21 protein-coding genes are annotated in these 19,626 nt (G+C 60.6%); 11 read left to right on the forward strand and 10 right to left on the reverse strand.

The features are described 5' to 3' along the window. Positions 1-5: 5 nt before the first annotated feature. Entirely contained in the window at positions 6-851 is an 846-nt protein-coding gene (locus KYT97_RS17235; RefSeq protein WP_245005855.1) for a pentapeptide repeat-containing protein, read from the reverse strand. Positions 852-1,108: 257 nt separating this feature from the next. On the opposite strand from KYT97_RS17235, the gene KYT97_RS17240 reads away from it, so the two are divergent. Both KYT97_RS17240 and KYT97_RS17245 read left to right on the forward strand, forming a co-directional pair. Further along, entirely contained in the window at positions 1,109-1,813 is a 705-nt protein-coding gene (locus tag KYT97_RS17240; RefSeq protein ID WP_219110308.1) for a TetR/AcrR family transcriptional regulator, read from the forward strand. Next, the gene (locus KYT97_RS17245; RefSeq protein ID WP_219110309.1) at positions 1,810-2,547 is read left to right on the forward strand and encodes an SDR family oxidoreductase; all 738 of its coding nucleotides are present in this window, start codon (positions 1,810-1,812) and stop codon (positions 2,545-2,547) included. The genes KYT97_RS17240 and KYT97_RS17245 overlap by 4 nt, the downstream gene beginning before the upstream one ends. On the opposite strand, the gene KYT97_RS17250 is transcribed toward KYT97_RS17245, so the two are convergent. The 3 genes from KYT97_RS17250 to KYT97_RS17260 all read right to left on the reverse strand — a co-directional run bounded on the left by KYT97_RS17250 (position 2,544) and on the right by KYT97_RS17260 (position 5,214). Further along, positions 2,544-3,734, reverse strand: coding sequence for an NAD(P)/FAD-dependent oxidoreductase (locus KYT97_RS17250; RefSeq protein WP_219110310.1), 1,191 nt, complete (start codon positions 3,732-3,734; stop codon positions 2,544-2,546). The genes KYT97_RS17245 and KYT97_RS17250 overlap by 4 nt on opposite strands. 89 nt (positions 3,735-3,823) lie before the next feature. Then, the gene (locus tag KYT97_RS17255; protein WP_033233856.1) at positions 3,824-4,207 is read right to left on the reverse strand and encodes a hypothetical protein; all 384 of its coding nucleotides are present in this window, start codon (positions 4,205-4,207) and stop codon (positions 3,824-3,826) included. Positions 4,208-4,236: 29 nt separating this feature from the next. Further along, a complete protein-coding gene (locus KYT97_RS17260; protein WP_219110311.1) occupies positions 4,237-5,214 on the reverse strand; it encodes a serine/threonine dehydratase in 978 nt (325 codons plus the stop codon). A 197-nt stretch (positions 5,215-5,411) separates the two neighbouring features. On the opposite strand from KYT97_RS17260, the gene KYT97_RS17265 reads away from it, so the two are divergent. Both KYT97_RS17265 and KYT97_RS17270 read left to right on the forward strand, forming a co-directional pair. Beyond that, positions 5,412-5,873: an Hsp20/alpha crystallin family protein gene (locus KYT97_RS17265; RefSeq protein ID WP_033233599.1), complete on the forward strand. Its 462-nt coding sequence runs from the start codon at positions 5,412-5,414 to the stop codon at positions 5,871-5,873. 281 nt (positions 5,874-6,154) lie between these two features. After that, positions 6,155-7,516, forward strand: a complete 1,362-nt coding sequence (locus KYT97_RS17270; RefSeq protein ID WP_033233600.1) for an ammonium transporter — start codon at positions 6,155-6,157, stop codon at positions 7,514-7,516. Between the two features lie 62 nt (positions 7,517-7,578). Here KYT97_RS17270 and KYT97_RS17275 read toward each other — a convergent pair whose 3' ends face one another. From KYT97_RS17275 to glnT, 5 genes are all read right to left on the reverse strand, one after another. After that, a complete protein-coding gene (locus tag KYT97_RS17275; RefSeq protein ID WP_095887324.1) occupies positions 7,579-8,241 on the reverse strand; it encodes a helix-turn-helix domain-containing protein in 663 nt (220 codons plus the stop codon). Between the two features lie 69 nt (positions 8,242-8,310). After that, positions 8,311-9,651, reverse strand: coding sequence for an FMN-binding glutamate synthase family protein (locus KYT97_RS17280; protein WP_219110312.1), 1,341 nt, complete (start codon positions 9,649-9,651; stop codon positions 8,311-8,313). Positions 9,652-9,676: 25 nt separating this feature from the next. Beyond that, positions 9,677-10,402 (reverse strand): GltB/FmdC/FwdC-like GXGXG domain-containing protein, encoded by a 726-nt coding sequence (locus KYT97_RS17285; RefSeq protein WP_033233603.1) that lies wholly within the window; start codon positions 10,400-10,402, stop codon positions 9,677-9,679. Continuing rightward, on the reverse strand, positions 10,390-11,286 hold the full coding sequence (locus KYT97_RS17290) for a class II glutamine amidotransferase (protein WP_033233604.1): 897 nt from the start codon (positions 11,284-11,286) through the stop codon (positions 10,390-10,392). Before KYT97_RS17290 ends, KYT97_RS17285 begins: the two co-directional genes overlap by 13 nt. A 37-nt stretch (positions 11,287-11,323) precedes the next feature. After that, positions 11,324-12,718: a type III glutamate--ammonia ligase gene (gene glnT, locus KYT97_RS17295; protein WP_045065421.1), complete on the reverse strand. Its 1,395-nt coding sequence runs from the start codon at positions 12,716-12,718 to the stop codon at positions 11,324-11,326. A gap of 318 nt (positions 12,719-13,036) precedes the next feature. Between glnT and KYT97_RS17300 the strand changes: the two genes are divergently transcribed. Genes KYT97_RS17300 through KYT97_RS17330 form a run of 7 tightly spaced genes read left to right on the forward strand, consistent with a single transcriptional unit; the run spans position 13,037 to position 18,129 of the window. After that, positions 13,037-13,423, forward strand: a complete 387-nt coding sequence (locus tag KYT97_RS17300) for a cupin domain-containing protein (RefSeq protein ID WP_045065424.1) — start codon at positions 13,037-13,039, stop codon at positions 13,421-13,423. 9 nt (positions 13,424-13,432) lie between these two features. Then, positions 13,433-13,948, forward strand: coding sequence for a dimethylamine monooxygenase subunit DmmA family protein (locus tag KYT97_RS17305; RefSeq protein WP_219110313.1), 516 nt, complete (start codon positions 13,433-13,435; stop codon positions 13,946-13,948). After that, the gene (locus tag KYT97_RS17310; RefSeq protein ID WP_219110314.1) at positions 13,948-14,937 is read left to right on the forward strand and encodes a PDR/VanB family oxidoreductase; all 990 of its coding nucleotides are present in this window, start codon (positions 13,948-13,950) and stop codon (positions 14,935-14,937) included. Before KYT97_RS17305 ends, KYT97_RS17310 begins: the two co-directional genes overlap by 1 nt. Further along, on the forward strand, positions 14,934-15,941 hold the full coding sequence (locus KYT97_RS17315; RefSeq protein ID WP_219110315.1) for a heme-dependent oxidative N-demethylase family protein: 1,008 nt from the start codon (positions 14,934-14,936) through the stop codon (positions 15,939-15,941). Before KYT97_RS17310 ends, KYT97_RS17315 begins: the two co-directional genes overlap by 4 nt. Then, complete coding sequence (locus KYT97_RS17320; protein WP_219110316.1) at positions 15,938-16,402, forward strand: dimethylamine monooxygenase subunit DmmA family protein; 465 nt, start codon at positions 15,938-15,940, stop codon at positions 16,400-16,402. Before KYT97_RS17315 ends, KYT97_RS17320 begins: the two co-directional genes overlap by 4 nt. A gap of 29 nt (positions 16,403-16,431) precedes the next feature. Beyond that, positions 16,432-17,421 (forward strand): heme-dependent oxidative N-demethylase family protein, encoded by a 990-nt coding sequence (locus KYT97_RS17325; protein ID WP_233365827.1) that lies wholly within the window; start codon positions 16,432-16,434, stop codon positions 17,419-17,421. A gap of 21 nt (positions 17,422-17,442) precedes the next feature. Next, positions 17,443-18,129 (forward strand): dienelactone hydrolase family protein, encoded by a 687-nt coding sequence (locus KYT97_RS17330; protein ID WP_219110318.1) that lies wholly within the window; start codon positions 17,443-17,445, stop codon positions 18,127-18,129. 13 nt (positions 18,130-18,142) lie between these two features. On the opposite strand, the gene KYT97_RS17335 is transcribed toward KYT97_RS17330, so the two are convergent. After that, on the reverse strand, positions 18,143-19,576 hold the full coding sequence (locus tag KYT97_RS17335; RefSeq protein ID WP_095887331.1) for an amino acid permease: 1,434 nt from the start codon (positions 19,574-19,576) through the stop codon (positions 18,143-18,145). Positions 19,577-19,626 lie beyond the last annotated feature (50 nt).

Here is a 19,626-nt window from a genome sequence, read left to right on the forward strand (position 1 = left end):
TCCCGCTAGCGAACAAGCCAATGTGGCGGGGCTGCAACACCGGCGGGCAAACATGTGTCACCGTTACCTCTGGCTGCGTTCACCTGGGGCTGGGTGACGAACAACGCGGCCGAGAGATCCGCGCCATCCAACCTGGCATCACGCAGATCCGCCCCGAGCAGGTCTACCGCTGTGAGGTCACTTCCCCTCAGATCCGCGGCGATCAAGCAGGCTCCGCGCAGATCGGCCCCACACAATCTGTGTGCGCGCAGGTCCGATCCAGCAAGGTCCACTCCGGCGGCGACGCTCGAGTCCATCTGATCAACTTCGGCAAAGTAGGAAGCCCGAACTTCCGCACTGGTCTCCATCAGTACTGACCTGACCGCAGAATGTAATGCGCCGATGTCAGTCGAGAACAGCTCGGCTTGTCCACCGCGAATCAGTGCAGCAATGGTGGATGCGAGTTCGCGAGCTTCGTGCGCAGCGTCCGGGTCATAGGTGCGTTCCTGCGCCTCGAACAGGTACCACAGCATCTCGTGCAACTGTTTGACGATCTTGAAGGCGGAGAACATATGTTGCTGCGTATCAGGACGCTCGCGCCAGCTGACGCCGGAGAACAACTGCTGCGACACAACCTGTCCCGCGCCGAAGCAGTCGAAGACCGTGCAGCCGCGGAACCCCCGGGATCGAAGTCCTTCGTGGACAGTGCAGGAGAAATTCGAGCCGAGGTGCCGGCACGGAGAACCCGCCGGCTTGTCCTCGGCAAAATCTACCGATCGCGAGAACCCGAAGGCCGTGCAGCACAAGGCAAAACAGTTGTTGCAGTCGGCGCGCAGATCCTCGCGCCGAACAGATGAGTGTGTCGATGACATGATGAAGTGAGCTCCAAAGTGGGGATTCCAGTGCAGGACAGGAGGCGGGAACCCGAGGTCGGGTTCCCTCTCGGGACACACGGAATCACCACCGCGCGCAGGCGCGGCACACAATCATCGCGACGGGTCTGGATCACAGACAAGTTTTGTTTATCACTGCAAACAAAGTACCAGTTCAGGCACGACGAGTCCGCGACAGGTCGAGCAACCGAACGACAACGTACCACTGCTAACCATATTCTGTTATCGTTGATTTCATGAGCTCGAGAGCGAAGATACTGGCAGCGGCAACCGAGTTACTCAACTCCTCTCCGGACGGCGACATCTCCACCCGCGCCGTCTGCGAGAGAGCCGGCGTCGGCGCGCCCGCGCTCTACCGCCAGTTCGGCGACAAAGACGGCCTGCTCGCAGCCGTCGTCGAAGCCGGGTTCTCCGAGTACCTCGCAGGCAAACGCGCTGCGATCCCCTCCGCAGATCCGGTAGCCGATCTACGTGCAGGCTGGGACGCGCACACGGCGTTCGCGCTCACACATCCTGCGCACTACCGGTTGTTGCATTCACCATCCACACAGAGCGCCGACACCGCCATGCAAGCCCAGGCGCTACTTCGATCCGTTCTCGAACGCTGCGCTGCCGCAGGTCTTCTGACCGTATCCGTCGACGTGGCAACACAGATGGTGATGTCCGCCAATGCGGGCGTCGCACTGATGCTCGTCGTGAGACCGCAGCAGTATCCCGACCCGACACTGTCGGGGCGTGTTCGCGACGGAATCCTCGCATCCATCATCGACGAATCCGGCACCCCGCAGGACGCCTCGCTCAACACCGTCGCATCCACCCTGGAGACCCAACTCGCTACGGCAGATTCAACTTCCCTCTCCACCAACGAGGTTGGACTGCTGCGCGAGTGGCTCCGCAAGCTGTCCGACGCCCCCGAACCCACTTCAGGAGTTACATCATGACTGACACCACCACCCGCGTCGCCATCGTCACCGGAGCGTCCGGCGGCATCGGCCGAGCGACTGCAGAGAAGCTCGCGGCCGACGGAATGGCTGTCGCCGTTCACTATTCGGGAAATCTTCAACGCGCCCAGGAAACAGTCGACACCATCGTCGCAGCGGGCGGGCACGCCATCGCGGTGCACGCCGATGTCGCAGACGAAGGTGAAGTAGCCGCTCTGTTCGACACGGTCGAGCAGGAGTTCGGAGGCATCGACGTCGTTGTCCACGCAGCCGGAATCATGATTCTCTCGACCGTCGCCGAATTGAACTTCGACGACTTCGACCGGATGCACCGCACCAATGTTCGGGGCACGTTTGTTGTCGATCAACAAGCCGCGAGGCGGGTGCGCAGAGGCGGTGCCATCATCAACTTCTCCACCTCCGTGAAGAAGCTGGCCTTCCCGACCTACGCTGCGTACGCGGCCACCAAAGGCGCAGTGGACGCGATCACGCTAGTTCTTGCGAAAGAGCTGCGGGGACGCGACATCACAGTCAACGCCGTGGCTCCAGGCCCCACCGCCACCGACCTGTTTCTGGACGGGAAAGACGAAGCGACAGTGGAGAACCTGTCGAAAATGGCGCCCCTCGAACGGCTCGGAACTCCGCTCGACATCGCGGAGGCAGTCGCGTTTCTCGCCGGCCCGGCGCGGTGGGTCAACGGTCAGGTGATCTACGTCAACGGCGGCGTCGTCTAGCGCATCTCCCCCGCTCCCACGTATGGATTAAGGCTGACGAGAGGCTTTCCCTCGGCAAATCTGCTGAATCGGAAATCGTTGCCGTCCACGGCCGAATCACTACTGATGCCATCGAGAATCAGATCGGCAACCAGCCGTCCGACAGCCGGGGAAATCTTGTATCCGTGTCCGCTGAAACCGACTGCGAGGAAAAGTCCGTCGACAGGTGACGGGCCGATGATCGGGTTGTAGTCCGGAGTGATATCGTAACAACCCGCATACGACGACGCCAAACGTGGATCCGGCATCGACGGCAGCAGACGCTCGAGCTTGCCGATCGCGGTCTCCACAAATGCATCCCCTGCCCGATTCAGGTAGATGTCCGGGTCGGCAAACTCAGGCGCAGAGTGATCACTGTTGCCTACCAACAGGTCTGCGTTGGGTTCGCGCCGGATGTACTGCAGGTTCACCAGATCCGAGAAGGTGGGCACGTGCGGGGTAGGTTCCCCCTGATCAACGAGCAGCAATTGCTCCCACTGCACCTTGATCGGGATGTCGACTCCGACTGTCGCGGCCAACGCGGGTGACCATACGCCGGTAGCAAGAACAACAGTATCCGCATGGATCTCGGCGCCGTCGGCAAGTGTGACGCCGTAGACGGATCCATCCTCTCGCGTCAGAAGTGTTGTCACTTCGGTCGATTGACGAACTGTCACGCCGAGTTCGCGCGCTTTCGTGCCGTATGCCATCCCCGTCATGTACGCATCGCCGTGCCCACCCAAAGGTTCGTAGGCAAAGGCCGCGAAGTCGTCCAGGTTGATGCCTGGCCAGAATGCTCGAACGGCGTCGGCGTCGATGAGGTCGACGGGCACACCCAGAGCACGATGCATCTCGACATTTGCCAACAAGGGTTCTGTGTTGTTGCCGCCAACCCCGACTATGTAACCGGTCTGACGGAAGCCGATATCGGTGCCGAGTACCTGTTCTGCATCCGAAAAGACCTGGACCCCATGCCAGGCCATCGCCGCCAGCGACGGGACCCCGTAGTGGCAGCGAACAATTCCACTCGATTTGCCCGTCATCCCCGAGCACATCGTATTACGCTCGAGCACAACTACATCCGACTCGCCCCGCAGCGCAAGCGACCACGCAATCGCAAGGCCCTCGAGGCCACCTCCCACGATCACTATCCGCGCATGCTCCGCCATCACTTACTCCTGTCTCGAGTTTCTCAACAAGAGACAGTGTTTCATAAAATGAAACCAAGAGTGTGACGGCGAAGTAAAACTTCGCAGACTCACTCGTTCTTCGGTTGTGGCTTCTCCGGGTTCGGCGTGGCCGGATCGATGGTGTCCGCCTGATCCCGCTTCTCGTTCAACTCATCCTTCGAGCTTGCTACGTCCCGCCGATGCTGCGCCGCATGCTGTTGCAGGGCAGATGCTTCCGCAGCTTTGGCATCGGCCTCGGCTTGCACCATGCGAGCCTTCGCCTCACTTTCCTTGGCCTTGGCCTCACGCTGGCCTACTTCGAACGACGACTCCGCCACGTCCTTGCGAATCGCCTCGGCCTCGAGGTGGCGCCGCTCGTTACGTTTGTTGCGAGCCGTCCACACCAGAAGCGCAACGACCACAATCACAACGACCACAACTACAATTGTCCAGATAACACTGCTGGTACTCATACTGAAAGCAGTACCCACCAGCAGATTTCTCACACGCCCATGTCCCCCAGACTTACGTTGGCGCCACACAGAACGACACACAGCTCACCGTCTCGCGGCGGTGAAACCGTGCCGTCCAACACCGGAACCAGCGCTGCGGCGGTACCCAACTCCACGAGTATCCGAAACTCGCGCCACAGAAAAGATCTAGCCCGAACGATCGAATCGTCATCTACGACAACACTGTCTACCGCTTTGTCGGTGACAGTCGCCCAGGCTATTCTTCCTACGCGCGACGCTCCGAGGGAATCGGATGCAATGCTGTCCAACTCGATATCGACAGGATGTCCGGCTTCCAGCGCAGCATGCAACGTGGCGGCACCGATTGGCTCTACCGCAACAACTCGATCCTCTGGCCGCGCTGCGGCAGCGATCCCCGAGACCAGTCCACCGCCGCCCACAGCGATGCAGTACGTTATCGGCCCGCTCGCTTCCTCCGCGACCTCGAGCGCGATGGTTCCGGCACCAGCCACAATGTCGGGAAGATCGTAGGCGTGTAGCTCCAAAGCCCCGCTCGACAAGGCAATCTCGGTCGCTGCTGCTGCCGCGAGAACATACCGATCGCCCACCTTTTCGACCGTTGCCCCCAACGCGCCGAGCGCCGCAACTTTTGCATCGGGCGCAGTTTCCGGCACGACCACGGTGCACCCCAACCCCCGGCGACGCGACGCCCATGCAGCTCCGATAGCCGCGTTTCCACCCGACGCGATCACCACCCCCGCACTGGGCATCGTGCCGTCAGCAGCTGCCCGCTCGATCGCGTTGAAACTGCCGCGCACCTTGAACGACCCACCGTGTTGGAGGTACTCGAGCTTGAACAGGACCGCAACGTCTCCGTGCGATGTCGGGACCGTGGTGCGAAAGATCGGAGTCCGTCGAGCCAACCCGTCGATCCGCTCGCGGGCGGCCTCGACGTCAGCGCTCGTCAGGGCTACTGGTCCCGTGATGTTCTCGGTGCGAGGAGTCATAAGGCAACCTTACGGATCGGCACCCGCTTTACCGACCACCTGCCACATGGACCACGCTGGGTCACACACGTCACTGGAGTAGCCGACCTCACGTGTCTGGCACTCGACTACTTCGAGTGCTAATCTTGCTGGTGCACAGTGATTTCGGTTGCTGTCACAGGGACTGCGACCATGGGAAACATGGGAGGTGAGTTGCTGTGCTTCGCTTCGATCCGTTCAGTGATATCGATTCGATCGCGAAGTCGCTGCTCGGCGCAGACGTAGGCGCCGGCCGAGTTCCTCGGTTCATGCCGATGGACCTCTACCGGGTCAACGATCACTACGTACTCAACGCCGATCTTCCCGGAGTAGATCCAGGAACCGTCGACGTGAGTGTCGATCACGGAATGCTGACGCTCTCTGCCACGCGTACTGCATCGTCGGACGAAAACATGCAGTGGCTCGCTTCGGAGAGGTTCGCCGGGAGCTACCGGCGGCAACTGGCACTCGGAGAGAACATCGATGCCGACCGAATTTCCGCGACGTACAACAACGGCGTTCTGTCCGTCACGATTCCGATTGCCGAGCAGGCAAAGCCTCGACGCATCGAAATCAGCCGAGCGGGAGATTCCGAACAGACGATGATCAACCCGACGCGTGAGCACGACTCCAATCGTTGATCAACTACCCGCACGTCGTACACGGTAGAAGGAGGCGAGGTCCAGGGTCCGGATACGATGTCTTTGATGGTGATCGCCATTCGGTGGTCACCACCTCTTTGTGCAGCACCGATACCGATGCCCCTTCGCACCGGCATTTACACAGTGTTCACCTGCCCCACTTGCAGGCCTTACACAACCAGTCCACTCTCGGGTGACGGTGATTCACCGCATAAGACACATCGCCGAACACACGTCGCATTCGAACGGCGATCACTCCGGACTCAACAAGGTGGACACATATGGATCAGGCAATCATTGCCGCAGATACCGCGTGGATCTTGGCTGCATTCACTGCCGTATCTCTCATGGTTCCCGGACTGGCCCTGTTCTACGGCGGAATGGTCAGTGTCCGAAGCACTCTCAATATGGTCATGATGACCTTCGGCGGCTTTGCCGTTGTCGGCGTTCTCTGGATCATTTTCGGATACTCCGCAGTCCTCGGCAATTCACTGGGCGGACTCGGATTACTCGGCGACCCACTCGAATACATCGGTTTGGGGCAGCTTCTCGAAGCACCCGCCGAACCCGCGCTGCCGCCCGCATTGGTGGCAGGATTCCAGCTTCTGTTCGCCGGCATCACCGTCGCACTGATCTCAGGAGCGTTTGCCGACCGCCTCAAGTTCGGCGCCTGGATGATCTTTGCCGGGATCTGGGCCACTCTCGTGTACTTCCCGGTTGCGCATTGGGTATTTGCCTTCGACTCCGCCGACGGCAGCGTCGTCGGCGGCTGGATCGCCAATAAACTTGCCGCAGTGGACTTCGCGGGTGGAACCGCTGTGCACATCAATGCCGGTATCGCCGCACTCGCGGTGATCCTGGTACTCGGTAAGCGTCGTACATTCCCGAACGCGCCACGGCCGCACAGCGTTCCACTGACCATCCTCGGCGCCGGCATCCTGTTCTTCGGCTGGTTCGGGTTCAACGGCGGTTCTGCACTGGCTGCCAACAACAATGCGTCGGTAGTCATCTTGAATACCGTCGCCGCCGCGTGTGCCGGCATCTGCGCCTGGCTCGTCGTCGAAAAGTTCCGTGAGGGTCACGCTACGACGCTCGGCGCTGCTTCCGGTCTGATCGCGGCCCTGGTCGCCATCACCCCTGCGTGTGGTGCAGTCTCACCGATGGGTGCGTTGATCGTCGGTGCAGCAGCAGGCGCGTTGTGCTGCTTCGCCATTTCGTTCAAGTTCAAGCTCGGCTACGACGACGCGCTCGACGTGGTCGGGATCCACCTCGTCGGCGGCATCCTCGGCACTCTGCTTGTCGGTTTGCTCGCCGTACCCGAGGCGCCCAGCGGAGCTCAGGGACTGTTCTACGGGGGTGGCCTCGAGCTACTGGGCAAGCAGAGCGTGGCAGTGGCCGCTGTGGTCGCCTACTCGTTTATCGTCACGTTCATCATCGCAAAGGGTATCGACCTCGCGATGGGCCTACGTGTCAACCCGGAAACCGAGTACGAGGGCCTCGACGTGGCTGTTCACGGCGAAACCGCGTACGTCATGGATTCCGTCTCGATGACCAGTTCCACGAAGCACCAGCCCGACGCGGTATCTGTTGCCGCCGAATCCATGACCACCAAAGCTGCAACCGCAGTAGAAAGCAGTTCGTAGTCTCGCAGACGTCCCGAAGTGTGCCCCTGCTCTCGACATCGAGCGCAGGGGCACACTGCTGTTCAGCCCTGGTGATTGTCAGGGTAGGCAGTCACTGCCAGGAATCGAATAGGTAACTCCACCAACTCGTTCGGTCCGTGCAGCCCCTCACCGTCGAGCAGGAGCGAGTCTCCTGGACGCAAGCGATACTCCGAGTCGCCATGGCCGTAGATCATTTCACCTTCGAGCATGTACAGCAGTTCGGTACCGGGGTGCTGAAAGAGCGGAAACACTTCACTGGCGTCGGTCAACGTGACAAGAACGGGTTCGAGTCGTTTGTTCTGCCCGCGCAACGCACCGAGCAGTTCGTAATGGTGCCCGACCCGGGTGCCGCGGCCGACGATCTCCGCACCGTGGCCGGCTTCGACGAAGACCGCGTCCCGCTTGGCATCGGCTCCGCGGAAGAGAGAGGTGACCGGCACGTCGAGACCGGCCGCGAGGCGGGCCAGGGTGGAGAGACTGCAAGACGTCTGGGCATTCTCGATCTTGGACAGCATCGCCTTCGAGATCCCGACTCTCGTAGCCATGTCCCCGACCGACAGACCACTGGCCAACCGGAGCTTGCGCACCTGGGCTGCGATCACCTTCTCGAGGTCGAGGCCGGTCGGAGTGTCCGCAGGAACTTCGCGCTGCTCCGGTGCCGGGTCTCCCGTGTCTCGGTGGACACTGCGCTTCGACGTCGTCATAGGACAAGCCTAACGGCGCGTCTACTGGGAGTAGACGCGCCGTCACTGATTGTGTGGCTTACATTCGTGTTACATCGCCCCGGGGATCCAGCTGGTGCCGGCTAGCGGCACCCGAGCCATTGCCGAGGCCTCCACTGTCAACGCAACCAGATCCTGCGGTTCGAGATTGCGGAGGTGCGATTTGCCGCAGGCCCGCGCCAGGGTCTGTGCTTCCATCGTCAGAACCCGCAAGTAGTTCGCGAGGCGTCGACCGGCGTCAACCGGATCGAGGTTCTTTGCCAACTCTGGATCCTGAGTGGTGATTCCGGCCGGATCACGCCCCGCCTGAAAATCATCGTAGAACCCGGGAGCAGATCCGATCTCCGCGTACTGCTCCGCAAACCGGGGGTGGTTGTCGCCCAGCGCAATGAGTGCCGCTGTCCCGATGGCAACAGCGTCTGCGCCCAACGCCATCGCCTTGGCAACATCTGCGCCGCTTCGGATTCCGCCGGAGACGATCAACTGCACCGAACCGTCACCGCTCCCACGATGAACGCCCATCTCCTGCAAAGCCTGTACTGCTTGTGGAATCGCGGCCAGCGTGGGAATTCCGACGTGTTCGATGAACACGTCCTGAGTGGCAGCCGTCCCACCCTGCATACCGTCCACCACCACGACATCGGCGCCGGCTTTCACGGCAAGTTTCACGTCGTAGTAGGTGCGTGTTGCGCCCACCTTGACGTAGATCGGCTTCTCCCAACCCGTGATCTCACGCAATTCGATGATCTTGATCGCCAAGTCGTCAGGGCCAGTCCAGTCCGGATGGCGGCAGGCGCTTCGCTGGTCCACCCCCATCGGCAGCGTTCGCATTCCGGCAACACGCTCGGTGATCTTCTGGCCCAACAGCATTCCGCCGCCACCAGGCTTGGCGCCCTGACCGAGCACGATCTCGATGGCATCCGCCTTCCGAAGATCGTCCGGGTTCATGCCGTAACGCGACGGTAGGTACTGGTACACCAGATTCTTGGACTGTCCCCTCTCCTCCGGCGTCATTCCGCCGTCGCCGGTGGTTGTGGATGTGCCCACTTCACTGGCCCCGCGCCCCAGAGCTTCCTTGGCCTGACCGGACAATGCGCCGAAGCTCATCCCCGCAATCGTGATCGGAATATCCAGGTGCAGCGGAAACTTCGCATGACGGCCACCGAGCACCACATCGGTGTCGCACTTCTCGCGATACCCTTCCAACGGGTACCGCGACATCGACGCGCCGAGGAACAGCAGATCGTCGAAATGCGGCAGTTTTCGCTTTGCGCCCCAGCCGCGGATGTCGTAGATCCCGGTGTCTGCGGCCCTCTGGATCTCGTGGATGACCCCGCGGTCGAAGGTCGCGGATTCACGAAGCCATGGTGCGGTTGTGCTCGGAGTGGTCATGGAAGGCTCCTTCGGAGAAAAAGATTCAGTACGCCGAAGCGTTGTCGACGTGGAAGTTGTACAGCGACCGGGCGGAGCCGTAACGGGTGAACTCACGTGGATCTGCGTCGAATCCGGCTGCGCCCAGCAGTTCCTGAAGCTCGACGAGATGCTCGGGGCGCATCTCCTTCTTGATGCAGTCGGCGCCGAGAGACGCCACGGTTCCGCGAACGTAGATCCGAGCTTCGTACAGCGAATCTCCCAACGCTTCACCGGCATCTCCGAGAACAACCAGCCGACCGGCCTGCCCCATGAACGCGCTCATGTGTCCGATGTTTCCACCGACCACGATGTCGACGCCCTTCATCGAAATACCGCAGCGCGCAGCAGCATTGCCTTCCACCACCAACAGTCCGCCGTGGGCCGTCGCACCCGCGGACTGCGACGCGTCGCCGCGTACCCGCACTGTCCCCGACATCATGTTCTCGGCAACTCCGACACCGGCGTTTCCGTTGACGGTCACCGAGGCCTGCTGATTCATCCCGGCGCAGTAGTAGCCGACGTGCCCGTCGATTGTGACGTCTATCGGCTGATTCAATCCGCACGCGAGTGCATGCTTACCGGCCGGATGACTCACGCTCACGCTGCTCGGAGCCTCGGTGGACTGAAGTGCGGCGTTGAAATCTCGGGTTTCGGTGATATCGAGATCAAAAGATTTGGTAGAGAGCGTGACCGGTGCGGAATCTACCGGAACTGCTGTCATCGGTGCCATACGTAAACCTCTTCCGGCTCTGGTTCGAAAATGTGTGCCTGGTCGATTCCGGGCAATCCCGCAAGTGCGCGGTATTCGGAGGCCATCGCGACGTACTGATCCGTCTCGGCGACGATCGCAGGCTTGCAGGCAATCGGATCACGCACTACCGCAAAGGAATCACTGGTCGAGACCAGCAGGGTGTAAAACCCGTCGAATCGCTCACCCAACAGTCGGAGCGCCTTCTCGAGGTCGACACCTTCGGAGAGTTGCTTGGCTACGAACCTCGCACCTACCTCCGTGTCGTTCTCACTGTCGAAGACCACACCTTCCGATTCGAGTTCACGTTTCATCGTCAGGTGATTGGAGAACGACCCGTTATGTACGAGGCATTGGTCCGGGCCGACGGCGAAGGGATGTGAACCTGCCGCCGTCACAGCCGATTCCGTTGCCATACGGGTATGCGCAACACCTTGCCACCCCGATGCCGACGGCAAGCCGAATCCACGCGCCAACTCGAGCGGGTTGCCCATTCCCTTCAGAACGGTGACATCCTCACCGAATCCGATGATCACCGCTGCGGGGAGCATCTCACGGACTGCCGCCAGAAGAACGTCAGTCGGAACGGCGGCGTGGATGACGGTGGTGGGATCCGCCTCGAGTACAGTCACCGCAGCACCCACCGACTCGGTGAGACTGTCCGCCAAGAACACAGCGTCTGATCCCGCACCGAGTACCGACACCGAACTGTGCCCGGCCGGTGACCACGTCGGGTCTCCGTAGATCGCCATACCGGCAGAATCCGGTCCACGATCCACCATTTCGCCCAGCATTCCGGTGAGCAGTTCACCGAGGCGGGGATACAGCGAGGGCTCTCTCAGATGAAGCCCGACAATGCCACACATGGGCAGTCTCCTTGTCTCTTGCGAAGGAATACGAGAATCAGAACGCGGTGAGGTAGTTGTCCACTTCCCAGGGAGTTACCGTGTTGTGCCACTGGAAGAACTCTTCACGCTTGAGGGTCGTGAAGTACCCAGCCACGTCGGCGCCCGCAGAATTCAGCGCCCCGGTCACCACGGGGTCTGCGGCCAAGGCATCCATGGCGTGCAGCAACGTCATCGGCAGCGAATCCGACGTCGATGCGCCTCCCGGTTCGCCTGGGTCCAGTTCGCGCCGAATACCGTCCAGACCGGCTGCGATCGTCGCGGCGGCGGCAAGATACGGGTTGGCAGAGCCGTCACCACCACGCAGTTCGACGCGGTTGCGATCGGGAACCCGGAGATAGTGTGTGCGGTCGTTGCCGCCGTACGTCGCATGCCGCGGTGACCACGTTGCGCCACTGGTCGTTGCGGTGGCTCCGGTTCTCTTGTACGAGTTGACCGTCGGGGCAATCACTCCTTGGAGTGCACACGCATGGTCGAGAATTCCGGCGATGAAGGAGTACGCGGTCGACGACAATCCGAGGCCTCGCTCGTCCGTCGAATCCGGGAATGCCGATTCTCCGTCTCGCCAGAGCGAGAGATGCATATGCATGCCGCTCCCCGTACGGTCGGCGAAGGGCTTCGGCATGAATGTTGCAGTCATACCGCGTTCTTCGGCAAGGACGGAGATCAGGTAACGCAAGGTGATCACTCGGTCGGCGGTGGTCATCGCATCCGAGTAGTTGAAATTCTGTTCGAACTGCCCGTTTCCGTCCTCGTGGTCGTTGGCGTAGTTTCCCCACCCCAGCTTGTTCATGGCAGTAGAAATCGACGTCAGGTGCTCGTACATGCGGGTGACATCGCGGGCGTCGTAGCACGGTTGGCGTGAGGTATCGAGAGTGTCTGCGGTGCGCAGGGCTCCGCTCTCGTCCTTGTCCACGAGGAAGTACTCGATCTCCGCTCCTACGTTCACGTCCAAGCCCATCTCCGCTGCCTCCGCGAGCACGGATCGCAGCATCACTCTCGGTGCGTAGGGCCAAGGCTTGCCCTCGACATGCGGATCGCAGTGCACCAGCGCAAGGCCGGGCCGGATAAATGGAATAGGGGTGTAGGAGGTTGGGTCGGGGATCGCCACGAGATCGGGATCCTTCGGCTCCTGCCCCATCGCGCCGGCTGCGTAACCCGCAAATCCGACGCCCTCTGTCTGCAGTTCTTCCACCGATTCGATCGGCACCAACTTCGCGCACGGTTTACCGGCGAGATTGACGAATACCGCGAGGATGAATCGTGTTCCGTCGGCCCGCGCTCGCGTTGCCAGGTCCATCGGGCGCTCACCTGTCACTGCATCCGGGATTGCCTGGGGCACTGCATGCAACTCTGCCGCTGTTTCATTCAGTTCGGCGGTGTCGATCGCCATCGAGACTCCTAGTTTCACGCAGGGCCCTAGTTCCACCCAACGTGGTCGGCTATTCCGGTTTCACTGGGTGAATCACTGTCATCTAACAGGAAACAAGGTTGATATGTCCATCTCGTTACGCCCAAGTGAGGTTGTGATGACGGCACCGTCGGCACTGGTGAATTTCTAATCAAGTTGCAGCAAAACAGATTACGGAGATTTTGTTTACCGCCACGTAACCGAAAATCAGTTTCCTCTCATTACAGTAAGTTTCACGTCAGCGATCACATCCCTGCGATCGGACGCTCTTTCAACCATCCCATTCCCTCAGGAGCACCGATGAGCATTTCTACGACGTCCACCACACCGGCAGAGTTCCGCGTCACCGCAGACTTCTGGGCAGACCTCCCCCAGATGCCCGAATCCGAGTACCCCGGCACCAAGGGATTCATCGACGACGTCTACTCCAATCCAGACGGTTCAGCGATGTCCGCGGGCTACTTCGAATTGATCCAGACCGACGCTCCACTCGACTACCTCTACGAATACGACGAAATGAAGGTGGTCCTCGAAGGCGAGTTCGTTCTCGAAAACCTCGACACCGGCCAAGTGAGTGTCGCGAAGGCCAAAGATGCGATCTTCTTCCCCAAGGGTTCGCGCATCAGGTTCACCACCCCCGATCGCGCGCTGGCCTACTACGTCGGCCACCGCTCGTTCGCACCGTAAGCCACCGTCGTGAGCGTCTGTGCCCGGTCGACCAGCGTTCCGCGCTGGGACGCCGAGCGGCTTCTCAGCGATCCGGACGGACGCTACTTCACCGTCGTCTCCTTCGGTGATCGCGCACACACCGATGCGCAGCAGGTCGTCGGAGAGCACTCCGGCCACCGGGTCAGCTGGTTGAAACTCGGCTCGCAGTGGAGCGCCGTGACATCCGCAGTGTTGCAGCGAGAGTTCGCTGCCGCGAGAGTGGGTTGGCGATTGATCGTGATCGGCGCCGAAATCGAAGTACTACAGACACGTTCGGTGGCAATCGCCGCCGGCGCCATACCCGCAGAGATCCTGACGTACGTCACAGGCGACGCGCAACGCCGGGTCTACTGCGTGCATTGCCGGCACGTTCACCAAACAGATGCACCTGTCGGAGCACTCAGCCCCTGTCCGCGATGCCGTACCGACTTGTTTGTCTACCACCATGTATCCCGCAGGTACGGAGCCTATCTCGGGTTCATGGCCGATGCCGAGGAGCAATGATGACCGCAACAACGGACGCACCTGGCGTCACAGACACCAAGTCGTTGACCTTGGTGCTGACAGAGGCCACCATGCTCTGCGCCGGTGTCCGATCTCTCCGCCTCGAAAGCGCCGACGGCTCAACACTTCCGTCCTTCACGCCCGGGAGTCACCTTGTTCTCGACTGCGGTACAACACCCCAGGGAATGCCGCGGCGCAATTCGTATTCGATGACCGGGCCGGAACTCGAACCGGATCACTATTGCGTTTCGGTCCAGCTGGATCGAGGCGGTAGAGGTGGATCACGCTGGATTCACGACTTGGAGATCGGCACGAGTATCCGCACGTCGCGCCCGCGCAGTGTGTTCGCTCCGGTACTCACGGCACGGCATCACTTGCTGGTTGCCGGCGGAATCGGTGTGACGCCGATACTGTCGCACGCGCGGGCCGCCGCACAATGGGGTCGATCCTTCACCGTCCTGTACGTGTGGCGGGGAACCGACGCAGCGCACCTGGCCGAACTGCGCGAACTGTGCGGATCACGTCTGCACGTCTTCTCCTCACGCCAGGAGTTGTGGGCCCACCTGGGGCCGGCTCTGCTGAAACAACCACTGGGCACCCACCTGTACACGTGCGGCCCCAGCGCGATGATCGACGCCGTCGAGGGTGCCGCCAAAGCAGCGGGATGGCCGAGTGCCCGCATTCACTACGAACGTTTCGGCGGCGTGGGGCTGGACCCCGGACAACCGTTTACCGTCGCATTGCGCGGCAGCGGACAAGAATTCGACGTACCTTCCGGAACAAGTGTCCTCGAGACTCTCGAACAGCACGGCATCACCATCCCCAATCTCTGCCGTCAAGGAGTATGCGGCGAGTGCCGAATACCGGTGGCAGACGGGAGCGTTGCACATCGCGATCTATATCTGACCGACGAGGAGAAATCCCGTGGCACATCGATGATGGCCTGTGTATCGCGGGCCGAGGGATCACGATTGGAGTTGAACTTGTGAACACATCGGCAGAACTACTCGACGTGCCCACTCGAATTGCGAACTTCCCGTTCCCTTTTGCCAAGGACTCGTACCGCTACAGCACCAACGTCGAACCTGCCGGGACACGTACAGGAACGGCCGCCGGCGAGTGGGGCAAACACACGATCGAGATCGACGAGAACTACCATCACGAATTGGCTGAGCGAACAAGGATATTGACTTCGGACGCCAGTCGATATCAGAGTCTGCCCCACATGATGCCGGCGCAGTGGGACGCCATGATGTCGATCATGCGCATGCTCGCCGAGAGCTATCCGGACTCCATGAGTCTCGAACGCGACGGCACGGCTTGGATCTGGCGAAACGGATTGCTCGATACCGAGCAGCGGTTTGTCGTCGGCGATCTCGGTACACTTCCGATCGACCCACTTCGGTTTGCCACCAACCAGATTCAGGAAGATGTCGTCCTCCTCGATCAGCGAGAAGGACAACTCTGGGGTGACGCCGGTGTAGTTACCTTCGCAGCTGATTGGTCATTGCGATTCGACGTCGGTATGAGCTTTCTGCAGATCCACGGCCCGGTACCTCGCGTGCATGCCGAGGGTGTTGTCTCCCGCGCCCAGAGTTTTCTCATGCGCCTCGAACCCGGTGAGCGATACCGCCGAACCAACTGGACCTTGACCGTCGACGGCAAACTCGACACCTCCACCGAGACGTATCCGCAGTGGGGACCCGACCGAACCAGCCTGGCACAGGGACCACTCGAGGATGTCGGCGACCGACTGTTCCTCCGCGTCGAGGTACAGCACCTGATTCGCTTGGCAACCTCCGGATCGATCATGTTTCTCATCCGGAGTTACCTTCTGCCACTGCGAGATATCGCATCGGTTCCCGTCTGGGCTCGGCGTCTACACGCAGTGCTCGACGACCTGCCGGAAGACATGGCCGACTACAAAGGGATTACCAAAACCCGCGGACCGGCAATGGACTGGCTGCGCGCGCATGCAGGAGTGGGCTCGTGACCGCAATCCCCGAACTGGATAGTGCCGGGCGTGAGTTTCTCCTCATCTCACTCGGCGGGTGTCCCGACGGTCGAAACACCGTGATCGACTGGGCAACCGAGGCAATCGCCGCCGGGCGATCGGTGACTGTTCACGTTCAGAATCAACTCGATCTCTCGCGCATCGAGCAATCGGTGGCAGGTTGCCACACCGGTGCCCGCATTGCCGTTGCCGGTCCAGAGTACGACGTGATGCAAGCACTGGCCGCCATACGTGCCTGCGGCGCACTGCCATGCGAAGTGCGATCCAGCGTCACGAGCACGGGAACAATTTCGCTCTTCTGCCCACATTGCGCACACACCCATCGGGTCGAGACCCGTCCCGGCTCGGCACACGAATGCCCTTCGTGCCGACTACTACTCGATATCCGGGTACACAGAAATTCGCATCACGGGAGCTACCTCGGCTCCGTCGCCGCGTAACACCGCCTTTCCACTCGAGGAGTGCAGTTGTGAGTGATCTGAAAACCTTGCCGTGGCCGTTCCCCGACGAAGACCGAACCTTTCGCTACGGCGTCAACGTTCAACCGGCACCGCGGTTGACGACAACCCTGGCGGGCGAGTGGGGTGAACACGTCGTTGATCTCGGCGACGACTACCTCTACATGATGCAGCTACGACGCGACATCCTCGATCGGGATCCAGGCCGGGCACAGATGCTGCCGCACATGATGCCGGCGTGCTGGGACGTCATGCTGTTTCTCATGCGTCAACTCGCCGCGTCCTATCCGGCTTCGATGTTCTTGGAAGGCAAGGGTAATCGCCATCGCTGGACCAATCGGCTACTGGGGATCGAACAGAGCTTCACACTCGGAGATCTGTTCACCCTTCCCGAAGACCCACTGACATTCATCGGTTGCCAGGTACCCGACGATATTCTGCTGCTCACCGAACGCGACGACCAATTGTGGTTCGACGCCGCACTGGTCACCTCGTCTGCCGACTGGTCCGTGAAATTCGATATCGGGATGAGTTTCGACGAGATTCACGTACCGGTACCTGGGTTGACCGCAGGTGGCGTAACCGGCAGAGCCCAGAGTTTCATGCGGATGCTGACAACAGAGCAGATCTATCGCCGGGTGAACTGGACGTTCTCCGCCGTCGGTTCCCGGTTGCGTGACACCAGCCTCGAAACGATGCCACAGTGGATGCACGACATGCCGGAGTTGATCTCCCAGAAAGACTGGGGCCGAATCCAACTCCGCATCGAACTCGAACACCTGATCCGACTTCCCTTGACCGGAGCACTGGTCTTCAATATCCGCACGTACCTGGCCCCGCTGTCGGACATCGCCGCAATCCCACAATGGGCGGAGCAATTGGCGGCCATAGTGACCGAACTACCTCAGGAAATAGCCGAATACAAAGGTATCGACGGTTACCGCATGGAAGCAATGGCGTGGCTACGTACACAATCCGAGGTGCTCGCTGCGACGGGCTGAGCGTTCGCTTACAGTCGGAGAATGGACATTCTCTCGAGCACGGTGAACGACGTACCGCTGAGCATCGCCCGACCCGAATCGCCTGCCACGCAGAAACCTGCGGTGATCGTGCTGCAGGAGGCCTGGGGCGTCAACGCTCATATCGAGAGCATCCTGTTACGCCTCGCCGACGCCGGATACCTTGCGGTCGCTCCGCACCTCTACCACCGTGGATCACAGTCGTTCTTCACCGATTTTCCATCGGCCAAGAATTCTCTCATGGCGCTGAACAGCGAGGGGATCGGTCACGACGTACGTGCCGCCGTCGCGTACTGCAAGTCCGAGGGAGCCGGCAAGGTCGGCTCCCTCGGATTCTGCATGGGTGGCACCGCGTCACTGTGGTGCGCCACTGTTCCTCTTGTCGATGCCGCGGTCACCTACTACGGCGGCGCGGTTGCCGAAGCACGATGGTCAGGAATCGCTGCCGGGACGGAACTTGCTGCCCAACTGAAGGTTCCGTGGCTCGGCCATTACGGCGACCTCGACACCGGTATCCCGCCGGAGAGCGTCGAACAATTACGCGAGGCCGCCTCCGAACTCGCCCGGGTGTACCGGTATGCCGACGCGGGCCACGCGTTCAACAACGACACCGCCGGCGACCACTACAACCCCGACGCTGCAACACTCGCCTGGTCACGCACTATGGAGTTTTTCGGCGAGACTCTGTGACGCCGAGTTCCGGTCAGGGAACCCGCTTGACTACCGTCCCCGTGATCTCATCCTGAATCTGGTCCGCTGTCGCCGCTTGACTCTGGGCACGACGCGAGCGGGTGAAGTAGTAGATGCCGATCACCGCCAGGACAAACGGAACTCCGAACACCAGCGTCATCTTGAAATCGTCGACCCACAACGTGGTGATCAGAATCGCGACCATGAGGACGCCGCCGAGAATTGTCCCCACGGGAAAGAACGGAATGGTGAAGGAGAGTTTTGTTCCGTCCTCTTTCATCCGCTTGCGGAAGAACCAGTGCGTGACGAAGATCAGCAGCCAGGTTGCCATGGCGCCGAACATCGACAGCGAGATCATCAAGGTGAAGGCCTGCTCGGGAAAGAGCACGTAGACGATCGTCGCGACCGCAATTCCCGACGTCGACAACAGCAATGCGTTGACAGGCGATCCATTGGATCGGACCTTACCGAGAACGGCGGGCGCGTCGCCTGCCCGGGAGAGCGAGAACATCATTCGGGACGACACGTAGAGCTGGCTGTTCATCGCTGACAATGCAGCAATGATCACAACGAAGTTGAGCACACTGTCGGCGCCGGGGATATTGACCACCTGCATGACCGTGACGAACGGACTGCCGCCCGCCAGGATCTTGTCCATCGGGGCGATCGCGAGTATCAACGCCAAGGTTGCGATGTAGAAGACGAATAGACGAACGATCGTGACCCGAAACGCCTTCCTTACCGCCACTGCCGGATTCTCCGCCTCACCCGCGGCGATGGCGATCATCTCGATACTGAGGTAGCTGAAGATCGAGACGATGACGGCAAACCACATGCCGGACAGTCCGTTCGGGAAGAACCCTCCACCTGCGGTGTAGTTATGGAAACCGTACTCGGGATTTCCACTGCCGAACACGACATACGCAGCCATGACGATAAATGCCACGATTGCGAATACCTTGACCGTCGAGAACCAGTACTCCATCGTTCCGAAAGCCTTGACGTTGAACATGTTCACGCCGATCAGCACCCCGGAGAACAACACGATCCACATCCACGACGGTACGTCGGCGAACCAGAACTGCATGTACTCACCGATCGCCGTGACTTCGGTACCGACTGCAAGCACGATGCATGACCAATAGAGATAGCGGACGAGAAACCCGATCAGGGGTCCGACGTAGAACTCTGCATAGGCACCGAACGAACCCGACGTCGCGTGTGCGACAGTCATTTCGGCCAACGCACCCATCAACAGCAGTGCAATGAGACCGCCGATTGCGTAGCTGATGATCACACTCGGCCCGGCAAAGCCGATAGCAAATTTACTGCCGAGAAATAGTCCCGTCCCGATTGCTCCACCGAGCGCGATCATGCTCATCTGTTTGGGGCCGAGTTCGCGTTTGAGACCTGATTCTCGCTGCTGAATGTTCTTGAAATCACTCATGGAAAACTCCTCACGAAGGCGGCCGCACCAGAACCGCAGAAAGTCGAACG

This window comes from Rhodococcus globerulus (genome assembly GCF_019334125.1).
Classification (GTDB): domain Bacteria; phylum Actinomycetota; class Actinomycetes; order Mycobacteriales; family Mycobacteriaceae; genus Rhodococcus_F; species Rhodococcus_F globerula.